Source organism: Microbacterium sp. cx-59, from assembly GCF_020805625.1.
Taxonomy (GTDB): domain Bacteria; phylum Actinomycetota; class Actinomycetes; order Actinomycetales; family Microbacteriaceae; genus Microbacterium.
Genome location: NZ_JAJHGO010000009.1, coordinates 252408 through 267951 on the forward strand (window position 1 = coordinate 252408; position 15544 = coordinate 267951).

A 15544-nucleotide genomic window follows, 5' to 3' on the forward strand; every position below is an offset into this window, starting at 1 on the left:
CTTACGGAGATGGATGCGGTGCGCCCGAGCACCGACTGGTGCTGCGCTGCACTCGCTTTACAACGTTGGAAAGTAAACGTTGTAAAGCGATGATGACGCGCGTCGGGACTTCTGTCAAGAAGTCGTCACACGGCCGGTGCGGACTCCCGCGTCGCGATGCGGAAGTCCGCGAGCAGAAGCCCCGGAGCATTGCCTGCGGCCGGGCCGGCGATGCGAGCCAGCAGTGTCTGCACCGCCGTCCGCGCGATCCAGGCCTGCCCCGGGTCGACCGTCGTCAACGAGGGGATGGAGTACTGCGCCTCGTCGAGGTCGTCGAAACCCATCACCGCGACATCGTCGGGCACACGTCGGCCGCTCTCCTGGAGGGCGCGCATCGCCCCGAGCGCGAGCGTGTCGTTCAGTCCGAAAACGGCGTCGAACTCCGCGCCGCGAGCAAGGAGATCACGCATCGTTCGGGCACCGTTGGAGCGGTGCCACATCGTCGTGTATCCGATGAGCGCGTCGTCGTAGGCGATTCCCGCCACAGCGAGCGCCTCGCGGTATCCGCGCAGGCGCAGCCCCGCCGAACCGATCACCTCGCCGTCGTGCGCACCGACCACCGCGATCCGACGCCGCCCGGCGGCGATCAGATACTCCGTCGCCGCGCGCGCCGCATCCACGTTCCGCATCGTCACGTGATCCACGGGTCCGTCGAAGATCCGCTCACCGAGCAGCACCATCGGGTACGGCACGCTCAGCCGCTCGGCGTCGTCCTGGCCCATGCCGAGCGGACTGAAGATGAGCCCGTCGGTGAGCTTCAGTCGCGGGCTCCGCAGCAGATCGAGTTCTCGGCCGCGGTCGCCGCCGGTCTGCTCCACGAGCACGACGACGCCGAGCCGCTCCGCTTCGGCGATGACGGTGGCGGCGAGTTCGGCGAAGTAGCTGAGGCCGAGATCGGGAACGGCGAGAGCGATCGCTCCGGTGCGACCGCTCCGCAGGTTCCGAGCCGTGAGGTTCGGCGTGTAGCCGAGCTCTGCGATCGCCAATTGCACCTTCTCGCGGGTGGCGGGACGGATGTGCGGGTAGTCGTTGATGACGTTGGAGACGGTCTTGATGGACACGCCGGCCAGCCGTGCGACGTCGTGCAACGTCGGTGTCATGCCCGCCCCATGCCGTCACTGTACAACGTTGTAGCGCCGCGGATGCGGACGCCGCCGCGCGAGCGCACTACGATAAGTCGTTCCGCTCGCGCGGGGCATCGCTCCGAGGATTCCCCTCGGGCCCTCTCCTTCCCCGGAGGTCGCATGTCCGAGACCGTTCGTCCCCCCGCGTCCGCTCAGCCGGTGATGACGCACCGTGCGATCCTGCTGGTGATCTTCGGTCTCATGGCGGGCATGTTCCTCTCCGCGCTCGACCAGACGATCGTCGGCACCTCGATCCGCACGATCGGCGACGACCTCGACGGGCTCAGCCTGCAGGCCTGGGTGACCACGGCGTATTTGATCGTGTCGACGATCTCGACCCCGATCTACGGCAAGCTCTCCGACATCTTCGGTCGGCGTCCGCTGTTCCTGTTCGCGATCATCGTGTTCATCGTCGGCTCGGTGCTGGCGAGCTTCTCGACCGACATGGTGCAGCTCGCGGCGTTCCGCGCCGTGCAGGGACTCGGCGCGGGCGGGCTCATGTCGATGCCCCTCGCGATCATGGGCGACATCCTCGCGCCGCGCGAGCGGGCGAAGTACCAGGGCTACTTCCTCGCGGTTTTCGGCATCTCCAGCGTGATCGGCCCGCTCGTCGGCGGCGTGTTCGCGGGCACCGACCAGATCCTCTTCATCACCGGATGGCGCTGGGTCTTCCTGATCAACGTGCCGATCGGCATCATCGCGCTGTTCATCGTGCTGCGGTTCCTGCACATCCCGCACCACCCGCGGGACTCGGTGCGCATCGACTGGTGGGGCGCGACCTTCGTCGTCGTCGCCCTCGTGCCTCTTCTGCTGATCGCCGAACAGGGCCGCGAATGGGGCTGGACCTCGCCGATCGCGATCGCCTGCTACGTCGTGGGTGCGGGCGGCGTGCTGGCGTTCATCCTCGTCGAACGCGCGATGAAGACCGACGCGCTCATCCCCCTCGCGCTCTTCCGCTCGCCGACGTTCTCGATGGCGACCGTCATCGGCGTGCTGGTCGGCTTCGGAATGTTCGGGGCGATGCTGACGCTGCCGCTCTACCTGCAGCTCGTGCTCGGCGCGACGCCGACCGAGAGCGGCTTCCAGATGCTGCCGATGATCCTCGGCCTCATGATCGCCTCGATCGCGAGCGGTCAGATCATCGCGCGCACGGGCCGCTACCGGATCTTCCCGATCCTCGGCACCCTGTTCCTCTCCGCCGGCTATCTCGCCCTCACGTTCCTGCACGCCGACAACTCGTACTGGTACCTCGCCGGCGCCATGCTGCTGCTGGGCCTCGGACTCGGCCAGCTCATGCAGACCCTCACGATCGCGAGCCAGAACGCCGTGGGCCTCCGCGACATGGGCGTCGCCACGAGCGCCTCGACGTTCTTCCGCCAGATCGGTGGCACGCTCGGCACCGCCATCCTGCTCTCGCTGCTGTTCACGCTCGTGCCCACCAACATCCAGGCATCGTTCTCCGATGACGAGACGCTGACCGAAGCGATCGACGCGGCGCTCGACCCGTCCGTCGCGGATGCGCCGCAGAACGCGGCCATCATGCAGAGCATCTACACCCCGATCGTGTCGGGGCTGCAGGATGCGGCAGCCGCCGCATCCGTCGACCTCTCCGACGACACGCAGCGGAGCGCCTTCGTCGCGAGCGCGCTGCCGCAGCTGCAGGAGGGTCTCACCGGCGGCGGATCGGACGGCGGCTCGTTCGACAGCACCGTGATGGACGACACGTCGTTCCTCAACGGCGCCGACCCGCGCCTCACCGCCCCCATCCTGATCGGCTTCAATGACTCGGCGGTCTCGGTGTACCGGGTCGCGCTCGGGGTCGTGCTGCTCGCGTTCCTGCTGGCGCTCTTCTTCCGCACGCCCCCGCTCCGCGCGAAGTCGGCGCTGCAGGAGGCGGCGGATGACGCGGCCGTGCTCGCCGAGCAGGCCGCGGCCGAGTCCGGCGCGCTGGCCGCTCCGATGGCCGACGAGGAGGAGCGCGAACCCGCCTCAGCGGGACGCGAGCCGGCCTCCGAGGAGCGCGAGCCCGCCTCCGCCGCGCCGCTCACTCGCCGCGAGCTGCGCGAGCGCGGCTGACGGCCGCCGCCGCGCCGATCGCGCGGGGTCTCGCCCCGGTTCGCTTGCCTCACATACACGCGAAACGCCCCGAAAAGCGTGAATATGAGGCAAGTGAACCGGGTTCGGGGGCGTCAGATGACGGACTCGCTCCACGGGTCGGGGTTGCCGAAACGGTGCGCCGTGATCGAGATCGCCTGCTCGTGCAGGAACGGCAGCAGCTCGAGCCGCCCGGCGGTCGTGACCGGGTTCGGGTACACCGCGAGGTCGGGGTCGCCGGCGACGGCCTCCGCGAGCACGCGGTGCAGCGCCTCCGTTTCCACCGCCGGGCCGATCAGGCGAACGCGCGGAGCGCGCGCGGGCGGCGCATCCGTCCCGGTACTCATCAGCGTCACCGCGGCGTCGACACTCGCGCGGGTCGCGCGTTCGATCCACTCCGCATCCGTGTCGACGTGCACGGTGACGCCCGCATCCGACAGGGCGCGGCGGATGCCGCCGGGCAACCCGGCCGCGACGCTCAGCGTGAAGGCGGACGCCGCGCGGATGCCGGCCAGCGCCACCCGCAGCACCTCCTGCACCTCGGCACCGGCGGTCGCGCGCACGGCGACCTCGACCGGCCGGTAGCGGAACAGGTTCCGCTCCACACCGAGCTTCGAGACGTCCTTGATGCGACCGAATTCGCGGTCCCACTCGACCGCATCCGACAGCGCCGCACGACGCAGCCACTCGAAGCGGTCGTAGTCGAGCGACGGCTGTGCGGCCTCGATGATCGTCGTGATGCGCGAGTCGAGCCCGCGCAGGTGCAGGGTGCTCGATGCGGCCCCGGATGCGGTCGGCCGCCACGAACCGAGTCCGATGAGGTAGTTCGGGCCACCCGCTTTCGTACCCGCCCCGACCGAGGAACGCTTCCATCCGCCGAACGGCTGACGCTGCACGATCGCGCCGGTGATGCCGCGGTTCACGTACAGATTTCCGGCCTCGACCCCGTCGAGCCACGTCGAGAGGTCATCCGGGTTCTGCGTGTACAGACCCGCGGTCAGCCCGTAAGCGACCGCGTTCTGCAGCTCGATCGCTTCCGCGAGCGACGACGCGTGCATGACGCCGAGCACCGGCCCGAAGAACTCCTCGAGGTGGAAGCGCGAACGGGGCTGCACGCCGACGCGGATGCCGGGACGCCACAGCCGTCCCGCGAGTTCCGGCGGACCGTCGACCTGCTCCGGACGGACGAGCCACTTCTCACCGTCGTCCAGCTCGTCGAGCGCCCAGGCGAGCTTCCCGTGCGGCGGCTCGATGACCGGCCCCACCTCGGCGAGCGCGTCGGACGGCGGCCCGACCCGCAGCGAACGGGTCGCATCGATGAGCTGGCGGGCGAAGCGCGACGAGCGCCCGACCGGGCCCACGAGAATCGCGAGCGACGCGGCCGAGCACTTCTGCCCCGCGTGACCGAAGGCGCTCTTCACGAGATCGGATGCGGCGAGATCGAGGTCGGCCGACGGCATCACGATCATCGCGTTCTTGCCGCTCGTCTCCGCGAGGATCGGCAGGTCGGCGCGCCACGAGCGGAACAGCTGCGCGGTCTCCCACGATCCGGTCAGGATCACGCGGTCGACATCGGGGTGGGCGATCAGTCGCTGTCCGAGCTCGCCTTCGTCGATGTCGACGAGCGCGAGCGCATCGCGCGGAACGCCCGCATCCCACAGCGCCTCCGCGACGACGGCCGCGCAGCGACGCGCCTGCGGAGCCGGCTTGAAGACGACCCCGGAGCCGGCGGCGAGCGCGGCGAGCACTCCGCCGGCGGGGATCGCGAGCGGGAAGTTCCAGGGCGGTGCGACGACCGTGACCCGCGACGGCTCGAAGACTGCCCCCGTCACCCGGTCGAGCTCGCGCGCGGTGGCGGCGTAGTAGTTCGCGAAGTCAACCGCTTCGCTCACCTCGACGTCGGCCTCCGCGAGCACCTTGCCGGTCTCGGATGCGGCGACCTCGATCAGTCGCGCGCGTCGGGCTTCCAGCATCCGCCCCGCTGACCGCAGCACGACCGCGCGATCGGCGGCGGGCAGGGCGCCCCACGTGCCGGCGGCCGTCCGCACGCGGGCAACGATCTTCTCCAGCGCGGCGGCGTCATCGACCCGCGCCGCATCGATGACGGCGTCGCCGGCGGTCGAGCCGTCGATGCGGGCCAGGATGTCGCGCGCCCACTCGCGCCCGGCCGGAAGCGCCGGGTCGGAATCCGCCGCGTTCCGGAAGCCGGATGCGCCGAGCGCACGCCCCTCGGACTCACGGTCTTCGAACACGGCGGTCTCGACGAACTCGGCACCGCCGAACAGCACGGATCGGGCGTCGGCCTCGGCGTGATCGGACGCGATCCCCATGACGGCCTGCGTGAGGCCCGTCTGGATCTCCTGGGTCGGCGCCGGGTCGCGGAGGATCGCGGGGTCGGCCGGGTCGGCGGGAAGACGGCCGCGGTCCTGGCCACGGCGCGGCCCGACGCGCAGGCCCGGCTCCGTCATCCGGTCGAGGGAGGCGAGGAAACGATCCCGCTCGCGCGCCCACAGCTCCGGCTCGTCCTCCAGCTCGAACGCGGCCGAGAGGAAGTTCTCCTCCGACGCGTTCTCCTCGAGGCGCCGCACGAGGTAGCTGATCGCGACGTCGAACTCGTCGGGGCGCACGACCGGAACGTAGAGCAGCACGTGGCCGACGGTGCGGGTCACCGCCTGCACCTGCCCCTGCGCCATGCCGAGCAGCATCTCGAACTCCACGCGGCCCCGCACGCCGCGCTCGCCCGCGAGCAGCCAGGCGTACGCGATGTCGAACAGGTTGTGGCCCGCGACGCCGATGCGCACCGCATCCGTCCGCTCGCTCTGGAAGGCCCAGTCGAGGCAGCGCAGGTAGTTCGCGTCGGTGTCGAGCTTGGTGTCGAAGGGGGCCTGCGGCCAGCCGTGCATGACGGCGTCGACGTGCTCCATGGCGAGGTTGGCGCCCTTGACGAGGCGCACCTTGATGGCGGCGCCCCCGCCGGCCACGCGCTGACGGGCCCACGCCGTGAGCTGCTGCAGGGCCGGCAGGGCGTCGGGCAGGTACGCCTGCAGCACGATTCCCGCCTGGAGTCCGACGAGCCGCTCGTCTTCGAGGATGCGGGTGAACACCGCGATCGTCAGGTCGAGATCGCGGTACTCCTCCATGTCGAGGTTGATGAACGTGCCGTCCTGCCGGGCCGAGAGGTACAGCGGCAGGAGCCGCTCGACGACGCGATCGACGACCTCGTCGAACGCCCACATCGAGATGTGGCTCGCGATGGCCGACACCTTCACCGAGACGTAGTCGACATCGGGGCGACGGATGAGGTCGTGGATGCCCGCGAGGCGACGGGCGGCCTCGTCCTCGCCCAGCACGGCCTCGCCGAGGAGGTTCAGGTTCAGACGCGCACCGGACTCGCGGAGCTTCGCGATCGCCGGGCCGAGCTTCGCGGGCCGGGCGTCGACGATCAGGTGGCCGACCATCTCGCGCAGCACGCGACGAGCGATCGGCACGACGGGGGTCGGCGCGGCGGACGCGACCGCACCTCCGAGCCGCACGGCGGACCGGAGGTACCAGGGCAGGAAGTGCGGCACGAGCGGGGCGACACGGCTGAGATTCGCGGCCGCGGCGGAGAGACTCTCGGGCCGCATGACACCGTCGACGAAACCGATCGTGAAGGGAAGGCCCTTCGGGTCGCGGAGCACGCCGGCGAGGCGCTCGGCCGACGGATCGACGTCGGCGGACGCTGCTTCCGAGACCCAGCTGCGGGCGAGCGCGACAGCGGTGTCGGCGAGGGATGCGGTGGCCGCTGCTTGTGGCGCGACCGAGCCGTCTTCGAAGCTCTGGGACATGCGCTCAGCCTATGTCTGGCCCGCCGCCGCGCCCCGTGACGACGCGCACTCCGTCGCGCCTCGCCCGCTCCCCCGCTCAGGCCCAGGTGCTCGGGGCGGGGGCCTTCGTCGGCGGCAGGGCGACATCATCCGCCCACCGGGTCATCCACTCGTCCGGAGCCGGCACCGCGGCGGGATCCAGACCGATCGCCTCGAACAGTTCCCCGATGGGCAGCACGCCGCCGGAGCGCTTCACGAACCGCCCGCGCACGAGCAGCCGCGCGTAGATCTCGCCGCGCACGACCACGCGATGCTCGAGGTACATGGCCCGGTCGTCCGCCGCGACGAGCCGGGACTCGATGTCGAAGCGCTGCCAGAGGTGCAGCGACTTCCGGTAGCTGATCGTCGCGTTGGCCACGACCGGATACCAGCCGCGCTCGCGCCCGAGATCCCAGAGCCCCGTGCGCATCAGCAGATCGAATCGTCCGAGGTCGAACAGCGACAGATAGCGCCCGTTGTTCATGTGCCCGACGAGGTCGAGGTCGGTGGGCAGGGTCGTGAGCCGCACGACGCCGACATCGAGGGGTTCCATCGCGCCTTCGCGACGGTATCGGCGGCGGGAACGGCACAGAAGGAGCAGGGTTCGCCAGATCACATTCACGTCCCGGATCGTAGCGATCCACCCGTGGGCACCGCAGTTCCTTGTGCGAATCCCACAGCGGGGCGGGCCGCATCCGTCGCCTGCGCACGTCGACGCCGCACGATTTCCGGTGCCGTGGGGCCGCGCGTAGAGTCTGGCCATGGATGCCGAAACCTCCGCCCGCGTCACCGTCCGACCCGTTCGCGACGTCGACGCCGAAGCCCTCGGCCGGGTGCACGCGACGTGCTGGCACGAGACCTACGACCACCTCATCAGCAAGGCCGCACTGGAGCGCGTCTCAGCGAAGAGACTCGCCGAGCTCTGGACGCACTGGGCGTCGCAAGGACCCGACTTCCGGATGAGCGCCGCGCTCGTCGACGGCGACATCGTCGGGTTCGCGGGGTCCGGCCCCGCGCGCGACCGCGATGCGCCGCGCGGCCGCGAGTTGTACTTCATCTACCTGCTCGACGCCTGGCACGGCACGGGCATCGGCCAGGAGCTGTTCGACGCCGCGATCGACGCCGGCGAGCCCGCGTACCTGTGGGTCGCCGAAGACAACCCGCGCGCTCACCGCTTCTACCAGCGCAACGGTTTCACGCTCGACGGCGAGACGCACACCGAGCCGTTCCTCGGCGAAACCCTGACCGAAGCCCGCTTCGTCCGCTGACCCGCTGCCGCATCCGCGGCCGGCCGGCCAGCCGCGCCTCCCGGCCCCCTTCGTTCCCGCGAGACGGGTTCTTCGCGCCGAGACGGAGGGGTTACCCCGCTGTCTCGGCGCCAAAATCCCGTCTCGCGGAAATCTGCGGGTTGTCGGGTCGCGGCGGCCCGGGCCGGATCAGCGCTCGGTGACGGTGCCGAACAGGCGGGCGATCGGGATGAGGACGCGCGGGCGGTAGGCGATCCACCCCGCGAGAATCACGGCGATCGACGCGACGAAGATCCCGAACCCGAGCCAGTTGTCGGCGTAGGCGTTCGGATCGACCGACCCCTGCGCCGCATACATGTGGTTGAGGTTTCGCAGCGCACCGGTGGCCAGCACGAGCGTGACGTGCACGACGATGAACATCACGAAGAAGAGCATCACCGGGAAATGGATGCGGCGGGCCGCCTCGAACGTGATCACCCGGTCGAGGCGGGGCGTGTTCTTCGGCCACAGCTTCGACAGACGCACCCCCGTCAGCGTCGCGAGCGGCGCGGCGAGGAAGACGACCGCGAAATACGACAGTTGCTGAACGCTGTTGTAGTTCACCCAGCCGTTCTCGGTCGGCCAGTCGAGCGACGCGTACTGCAGCACGGCCGACAGCGCATTCGGGAAGACGTCGAGGCTCGTCGGCACGATCCGCATCCACTGTCCCGTGCTGAACAGCAGCACGACGTACACGGCCCCGTTCACAAGCCAGAGCAGGTCGACCGCGAGGTGCCCCCAGAGCGTGAGGGTGATGCGGACCTTGCGGTCGCGGCGCGGATGCCAGAACGCGCGCGGCCGCTTCTCACGGCGCACCTGCATGCCGGAGCGGATGATGAGCACGAGCAGGAACGCGTTGAAGAAGTGCTGCCAGCCGAGCCAGGCGGGGATGCCGACGGGCGCCGACGCCGGCAGCGCGTAGGCGCCCGGGTAGTCGGCTGTGAAGTCGCGCAACGCGTCGAGGGAGAGCAGCCAGCGCGCCGCGAGAACGGTCATGGCCGCCGCGAACAGCAGCCCTCCGCCGACGACGATCACCGCCCCCGCCCACTGCCACCGCGTGAACGGACCGTACCGTCGGGGCTCGGGCCGCGGCGCCGGGCGGACGGATGCGGCCGCCCCGGGAAAGACGGTCGGCCGGAACGGCAGCGGGGCGCGCGCGTCTTCCTTCTCGTCACTCACCGTGCGTCATCCGCCCCGGATCAGCGGTGACGGAATTCGGGAGCGCGCTTGGCGCGGAAGGCGGCCATGCCCTCCTTCTGATCCTCGAGCGCGAACAGCCCGGCGAAGACCTGCTTCTCGAACCGCAGCCCCTCGGCGAGCGTCGTCTCCTGCGCCGCGCGGAGCGCTTCCTTCGCGGCGTAGACGACCGGCAGCGACTTCGATGCGATCGTCTCCGCCACGGCCGCGGCCTCGGCGAGAAGATCGGCGGCGGGCACGACGCGGGCGACCAGGCCGGCGCGTTCGGCTTCGACCGCATCCATCGTTCGCCCGGTGAGCACGAGTTCCGCCGCCTTCGCCGCGCCGATCGCGCGCGTCAGCCGCTGGGTGCCGCCGAGCCCGGGGATGACGCCCAGGTTGATCTCGGGCTGGCCGAACTTCGCGGTGTCGGCGGCGAGGATGAGGTCGCAGATCATCGCGAGTTCGCACCCGCCGCCGAGCGCGAACCCGGCGACCGCGGCGATGATCGGGGTGCGGGCGCGCGCGACCGACTCCAGCGGGGCGAACGGGCTCTGCATGAGCATCTCGCGCGCGGACTTGTCGGCCATCTCCTTGATGTCGGCGCCCGCGGCGAACGCACGCTCGCTGCCGGTCAGCACGATGCATCCGATGCCCTCATCGCCGTCGAACGCGGCGACGGCGGCGGCCAGTTCGGTGGCGAGGGTCGAGTTGAGGGCGTTCAGGGCCTCGGGGCGGTTCAGGGTGATCCAGCCGACCCGTCCGCGCTGCTCGACGAGGATCGTCTCATAGGAGCTCATACGCTCCATCGTGTCACGCGCGCCGCGCTTCGCGCAGACTCCGCTGCCGGAGCAAACCCGCACCCTCACTTGCCTCAGATACACGCTTTTCGACGCGCAAAGCGTGTATTTGAGGCAAGTGAAGCGGGTGTCGGCGGCGTCAGAGTCGTTCGATGACGGTGGCGTTCGCCATCCCGCCGCCCTCGCACATCGTCTGCAGCCCGAAGCGACCCCCGGTCGCCTCGAGGTGGGCGAGCAGCGTGCCGAGCAGGCGCGTGCCCGAGGAGCCGAGTGCATGCCCGAGCGCGATCGCGCCGCCGCGTGGGTTCAGGCGTTCGTCGTCGGCGCCGAGCTCGGCCGCCCACGCGAGCGGCACCGACGCGAACGCCTCGTTCACTTCGTACGCGTCGATGTCGTCGAGGCGCAGGCCGCTGCGTTCCAGGATGCGGCGGGTCGCCGGGATCGGCCCGGTCAGCATCAGCAGCGGGTCGTCGCCGACGACCGCGAACGCGTGGAACCGCGCGCGGGGCACGAGGCCCAGCGCGATCGCGCGCTCCTCGCTCATGATGAGCACCGCCGATGCACCGTCGGTCAGGGGAGACGACGTTCCCGCGGTGATGCGCCATTCGAGTTCGGGGAACCGGGCCGCCATCTCGTCGGTGCGGAAGGCCGGAGCGAGCCCGGCAAGCCGCTCTGCCGTCGTCCCCGGGCGGACGGTCTCATCGACCGTGACGAGTCCGGCATCCGTTGCCACCGGCACGAGCTGGCTGTCGAAGAAGCCGGCGGATGCGGCGGCCGCCGCGCGGTCGTGCGACCGGGCCGCGTACGCATCGAGGTCCGCGCGCCCGAGCGACCACCGCGCGGCGATCAGCTCGGCAGAGACACCCTGCCCCACGAGTCCCTCGGGGTAGCGGGCGCGGAGCCCCGGCGACCACGGGGAACCCGCGACCGATGCGGCGGCGCCGAGCGGCACGCGACTCATCGACTCCACCCCGCCGGCGATCACGATGTCCGCCGCGCCCGCCATGACGGCCTGCGCGGCGGCGTGCACGGCCTGCTGACTCGAGCCGCACTGCCGGTCGAGGGTCGTTCCCGGCACGGATTCGGCGAAGCCCGCCGCGAGCACGGCCTGCCGGGCGATGTTCATGCTCTGCTCGCCGACCTGGCTGACGCAGCCCAGCATCACGTCGTCGACCAGCACCGGATCGAGTCCGTTCCGCTCGACGATCGCGCACAGCACGCCGGCGGCGAGGTCGACCGGGTGCACGCCGCTCAGCGCACCGCCCGGCTTTCCGCGCCCCGAGGGCGTTCGCACGACGTCGACGATGACGGCCGTGCGGGTCATCGTCAGACCCGCTCTTCGGGCCGTCGGGCCGCGTCGCGCTCGGCGGCATCCTGCACGTAGCCGGGGATGTGCCGTTCGTCCGGGCCGATGTACGACGACAGCGGACGGATCAGAGCGTTCGCGGAGAACTGCTCCTGGATGTGGGCGGTCCACCCCGTCACGCGAGCGGCGACGAACAGCGGCGTGAAGGTGACCGTGTCGAATCCGATCAGGTTGTAGACCGGGCCGGACGGATAGTCGAGGTTCGGGTAGATGCCCTTGCGCGCGACGAACTCCGACTCGAGCGTGCTGTACAGCGCGCCGATGTCGGGGCGGTCGTAGTGCTCGACGAGATCGTCGAGCGCCGCCTTCATGGTCGGCACGCGCGAGTCCCCGCGCTTGTAGACCCGGTGGCCGAATCCCATGATCTTGCGCTTGGCGGCGAGGGCCTCATCGAGCCACTCGTCGACGTTGGCGGCATCGCCGATCTCGTCGAAGATGTGCAGCACGGCCTCGTTGGCGCCGCCGTGCAGCGGCCCCTTCAGCGCGCCGACGGCACCGACGACGGCCGAGTACAGGTCGCTGAGCGTCGACGCGATCACGCGTGCCGTGAAGGTCGACGCGTTGAACGAGTGCTCGGCGTACAGCACCATCGAGCGGTTGAACGCGTCGACGACGACCTCATCCGACTCCTCGCCGAAGGTCATCCAGAGGAAGTTCGCGGCGTAGTCGAGGTCATCGCGCGGCGCGATCGCCGTCGTCCCGCGGCGCCGACGCTGACCGTACGCGACGATCGCGGGAAGCGCGGCGAACAGTCGGATGCTGCGCGCCAGGTTCAGCTCGGGGTTGCCGCTTGCGTCGAGCACCGAGCCGGAGCCGGCGAGGTCGGCGGCGCCGAGCACGCTGAGCGCCGTCCGCACCTCGTCCATCGGGTGCGCATCGAGCGGCACGAGGTCGATGGCGGACTGCACCGCCGGGGTCAGCGCGCGATGCTCGCGCTCGAGACGACGCAGCTCGGCGAGTTGCGCATCCGTCGGCAGGTCGCCGTGCCAGAGGAGGTACGCGACCGCCTCGAACGGCTGCGTCGCGGCGAGCTCCTGCACGGGATACCCGCGGTACAGCAGCGAATTCGTCTCGGGATCGACCTTCGAGATGGCCGTCGTATCGGCCACCACTCCGGCGAGGCCCCGGTGAACCTCGTTCTGCTCGGTCATGTCACTCCTTCGTGATGCGCGCCGTGTTCCCCGCGCCCGTATGCCGAATTGTGCCGCTGAACCGCAGCGGCAGATTTCGGAACACGGAACGCGATGAACAGGACACGGATGCGTGGGGTCAGCGTTCGACGTGGAAGTCGAAGACGCTTTGGTCGAAGCGGTTGTACTGCTCGTAGTCGATCAGGTCGTAGAGATCGGCGCGGTGCTGCATCTCCCCGAGCTTCGCACGGAGATGGCCTTCGGTGGTGAGCTCGTCGAGGGCGCGGTCGGCGGCGCCCATCGCGATGCGCAGCAGCGATACCGGCCAGATCACGATGTTCACACCCGCATCCCGCAGCTGCGCGGTCGAGAACAGTTCGCTCTTCCCGAACTCGGTCATGTTCGCGAGGATCGGCACGTCGAGCGCGGCACGCATCGCCTCGAACTCGCCGAGGTCGCGCATCGCCTCGGGGAAAACCGCATCCGCCCCCGCATCGACGAGGGCCTTCGCGCGGTCGATCGCCGCGTCCAACCCCTCGACAGCGCGCACGTCGGTGCGGGCCATGATCAGGAAGTTCGGATCCCGCCGGGCATCCACCGCCGCGCGGATGCGCTTGACCGCGGTATCGGCATCGACGACCGACTTGCCGTCGAGATGCCCGCAGCGCTTCGGGTTGACTTGGTCCTCGATGTGCGCGCCGCCGAGACCGGCGTCTTCGAGGGTCTGGATGCTGCGCGCCACGTTCATCGGCTCACCGAACCCCGTGTCGGCGTCGATGATGGCGGGGAGCTCGGTCATCCGGGCGATCTGCTGACCCCGGCCGGCGACCTCGGTGAGGGTCGTCAACCCGATGTCGGGCAGGCCCAGGTCGGCGGCGAGCACCGCACCCGAGATGTACACGCCATCGAATCCCTTGCGCTCGATCAACCGCGCCGACAGCGGGTTGAACGCGCCCGGGAAACGCAGCAGCTCACCCGACGCGAGCCGTTCGCGCAGCAACCGACGCTTCTCGGCCGCGGATGTGGTGGCGTACAGCATCAGAACAGACCCTTGGGCGCCGGCGCCGAGAGGATCACGCCGGGCTTCGCGACGATCGAGAGCTGGCGCACCTCGTCGACAGTGAGCTCGGGAAGACGCTGCACGAGAGCGAGGAATCGCTCGATCTCGGCAGCATCCAGCACCGGTTCGGCGAGGATGCGGAACTTGCGGATGTAGTCGGCCCGCGCGAACGGGCGAGCGCCCAGCGGGTGCGCGTCGGCGACCGCGATCTCGTCGACGATCGTCGAGCCGTCGGTCAGGCGGATCTCCACCCGGCCGCCGAAAGCCTTCTCGTCGGGGTCGTCGGAGTGGTACCGGCGGGTCCATTCCGCATCCTCGGCGGTCGTGACCTTCTGCCACAGCGCGATCGTGTCGGCGCGTCCGGCGCGCTCCGGCGTGTACGAGTCGACGTGGTGCCAGCTGCCGTCCTGCAGGGCGACGGTGAAGATGTACGGGATCGAGTGATCCAACGTCTCCCGGGATGCCGTCGGGTCGTACTTCTGCGGGTCGTTCGCGCCCGAACCGATCACGAAGTGTGTGTGATGGCTGGTGTGCAGCACGACCGACTCGATGCTCTCCGGGTCGCGCAGCGCCGGATTCTCGCCCCCGAGGCGCCGGGCCAGATCGATCCACGCCTGCGCCTGGTACTCGGCCGAATGCTCCTTCGTATACGAGTCGAGGATCGCGCGCTTCGGCTCGCCCTCGGCCGGCAACGGCACGTCATACGACGCGTCGGGGCCGTCCAGCATCCACGCCACGACACCGTCCTCGCCCTCGTAGATCGGCGACGGCGAGGTCTCACCGCGCATCGCCCGGTCGACGGCCTCGACCGCCATCTTCCCCGCGAACGCCGGGGCGTGCGCCTTCCAGGTGGAGATCTCACCCTTGCGCGACTGCCGGGTCGCGGTGGTCGTGTGCAGCGCCTGCCCGATCGCCTGGAAGATCGTCTCGACGGGGAGCCCGAGGAGCGTACCGATTCCGGCGGCGGCCGACGGCCCCAGGTGCGCGACGTGGTCGATCTTGTGCTTGTGCAGGCAGATCGCCCGAACGAGGTCGATCTGGATCTCGTACCCCGTCGCGATGCCGCGCAGCAGCGCCGCGCCATCCGCCCCCACGTGCTGCGCGACCGCGAGGATCGGCGGGATGTTGTCACCGGGATGCGAATAGTCGGCGGCGAGGAACGTGTCGTGATAGTCGAGCTCGCGGACGGCGACCCCGTTCGCCCACGCGGCCCACTCCGGGCTCGAACGCCGCTCGAGCGCGCACCCGAACACGGTCGCCCCGTTTCCGCCGATCGAGACCGCGTGGTCGAGCGCCTGCTGGCGCGCGGCGCTCACCGGCCGCCGGGTGAGGGATGCCGCCGCCACGGCCGCGTTGTCGATCAGCCGGTTGACGATCATGTCGACCACGTCGTCGTCGACGGCCACGGGGTCGGCGGCGACCTGGGCGATGTGCCACGCGAGCTGCCCCTCGCGGGCGAGGTTCTCGTCACTGCGATGGACGCGCAGGTGGTGCGTGATGGTCATGATGCTCCCGGATGGTGGGCGGCGCGGCCGGCGCCGAAGTCTGGCATCCACGGCGCTGCGGACGGCTCACCCTCCACCGTACGACAGCGCGGCCGCGACGGCTCGCCCGCGTGCGGTGC

The 15544-nt window shown here is 70.3% G+C and carries 11 protein-coding genes; 2 read left to right on the plus strand and 9 right to left on the minus strand.

Annotated elements, in window-relative coordinates:
• Nucleotides 1-125: 125 nt before the first annotated feature.
• Entirely contained in the window at nucleotides 126-1139 is a 1014-nt protein-coding gene (locus tag LMI96_RS13380; protein ID WP_228361841.1) for a LacI family DNA-binding transcriptional regulator, read from the minus strand.
• 186 nt (nucleotides 1140-1325) lie between these two features.
• Here LMI96_RS13380 and LMI96_RS13385 point away from each other — a divergent pair, with 186 nt between their 5' ends.
• Nucleotides 1326-3239, plus strand: a complete 1914-nt coding sequence (locus tag LMI96_RS13385; protein WP_228362023.1) for an MDR family MFS transporter — start codon at nucleotides 1326-1328, stop codon at nucleotides 3237-3239.
• Between the two features lie 113 nt (nucleotides 3240-3352).
• Here the strand turns inward: LMI96_RS13385 and LMI96_RS13390 are convergent, their stop codons facing one another.
• Together LMI96_RS13390 and LMI96_RS13395 are read right to left on the minus strand one after the other, a co-directional pair.
• Entirely contained in the window at nucleotides 3353-7084 is a 3732-nt protein-coding gene (locus LMI96_RS13390; protein WP_228361842.1) for a bifunctional proline dehydrogenase/L-glutamate gamma-semialdehyde dehydrogenase, read from the minus strand.
• Nucleotides 7085-7160: 76 nt separating this feature from the next.
• Entirely contained in the window at nucleotides 7161-7655 is a 495-nt protein-coding gene (locus LMI96_RS13395; RefSeq protein ID WP_267059848.1) for a thioesterase family protein, read from the minus strand.
• Between the two features lie 208 nt (nucleotides 7656-7863).
• Between LMI96_RS13395 and LMI96_RS13400 the strand changes: the two genes are divergently transcribed.
• Nucleotides 7864-8370 (plus strand): GNAT family N-acetyltransferase, encoded by a 507-nt coding sequence (locus tag LMI96_RS13400; RefSeq protein ID WP_223723068.1) that lies wholly within the window; start codon nucleotides 7864-7866, stop codon nucleotides 8368-8370.
• Nucleotides 8371-8538: 168 nt separating this feature from the next.
• Here LMI96_RS13400 and LMI96_RS13405 read toward each other — a convergent pair whose 3' ends face one another.
• The 6 genes from LMI96_RS13405 to LMI96_RS13430 all read right to left on the minus strand — a co-directional run bounded on the left by LMI96_RS13405 (nucleotide 8539) and on the right by LMI96_RS13430 (nucleotide 15425).
• Nucleotides 8539-9567 carry a cytochrome b/b6 domain-containing protein gene (locus tag LMI96_RS13405; protein WP_228361844.1) on the minus strand — a complete coding sequence of 343 codons (1029 nt, stop codon included), beginning with the start codon at nucleotides 9565-9567 and terminating at the stop codon, nucleotides 8539-8541.
• 20 nt (nucleotides 9568-9587) lie between these two features.
• A complete protein-coding gene (locus LMI96_RS13410) occupies nucleotides 9588-10364 on the minus strand; it encodes an enoyl-CoA hydratase-related protein (RefSeq protein ID WP_223723070.1) in 777 nt (258 codons plus the stop codon).
• Between the two features lie 139 nt (nucleotides 10365-10503).
• Nucleotides 10504-11688 (minus strand): thiolase family protein, encoded by a 1185-nt coding sequence (locus LMI96_RS13415; RefSeq protein ID WP_228361845.1) that lies wholly within the window; start codon nucleotides 11686-11688, stop codon nucleotides 10504-10506.
• A gap of 2 nt (nucleotides 11689-11690) precedes the next feature.
• Nucleotides 11691-12881, minus strand: a complete 1191-nt coding sequence (locus LMI96_RS13420; RefSeq protein ID WP_223723072.1) for a bifunctional 2-methylcitrate synthase/citrate synthase — start codon at nucleotides 12879-12881, stop codon at nucleotides 11691-11693.
• Nucleotides 12882-12999: 118 nt separating this feature from the next.
• Nucleotides 13000-13899, minus strand: coding sequence for a methylisocitrate lyase (gene prpB / locus LMI96_RS13425; RefSeq protein ID WP_228361846.1), 900 nt, complete (start codon nucleotides 13897-13899; stop codon nucleotides 13000-13002).
• The gene (locus LMI96_RS13430) at nucleotides 13899-15425 is read right to left on the minus strand and encodes an MmgE/PrpD family protein (RefSeq protein WP_228361847.1); all 1527 of its coding nucleotides are present in this window, start codon (nucleotides 15423-15425) and stop codon (nucleotides 13899-13901) included. Before LMI96_RS13430 ends, prpB begins: the two co-directional genes overlap by 1 nt.
• Nucleotides 15426-15544 lie beyond the last annotated feature (119 nt).

Bases quoted from the DNA above. Each gene is read 5' to 3' on its own strand.
- LMI96_RS13410 (WP_223723070.1), bottom strand. From the start codon at position 10,364: ATGAGCTCCTATGAGACGATCCTCGTCGAGCAGCGCGGACGGGTCGGC.
- LMI96_RS13415 (WP_228361845.1), bottom strand. From the start codon at position 11,688: ATGACCCGCACGGCCGTCATCGTCGACGTCGTGCGAACGCCCTCGGGG.
- LMI96_RS13420 (WP_223723072.1), bottom strand. From the start codon at position 12,881: ATGACCGAGCAGAACGAGGTTCACCGGGGCCTCGCCGGAGTGGTGGCC.
- LMI96_RS13380 (WP_228361841.1), bottom strand. From the start codon at position 1,139: ATGACACCGACGTTGCACGACGTCGCACGGCTGGCCGGCGTGTCCATC.
- LMI96_RS13390 (WP_228361842.1), bottom strand. From the start codon at position 7,084: ATGTCCCAGAGCTTCGAAGACGGCTCGGTCGCGCCACAAGCAGCGGCC.
- prpB (WP_228361846.1), bottom strand. From the start codon at position 13,899: ATGCTGTACGCCACCACATCCGCGGCCGAGAAGCGTCGGTTGCTGCGC.
- LMI96_RS13385 (WP_228362023.1), top strand. From the start codon at position 1,326: ATGACGCACCGTGCGATCCTGCTGGTGATCTTCGGTCTCATGGCGGGC.
- LMI96_RS13430 (WP_228361847.1), bottom strand. From the start codon at position 15,425: ATGACCATCACGCACCACCTGCGCGTCCATCGCAGTGACGAGAACCTC.
- LMI96_RS13400 (WP_223723068.1), top strand. From the start codon at position 7,864: ATGGATGCCGAAACCTCCGCCCGCGTCACCGTCCGACCCGTTCGCGAC.
- LMI96_RS13395 (WP_267059848.1), bottom strand. From the start codon at position 7,655: ATGGAACCCCTCGATGTCGGCGTCGTGCGGCTCACGACCCTGCCCACC.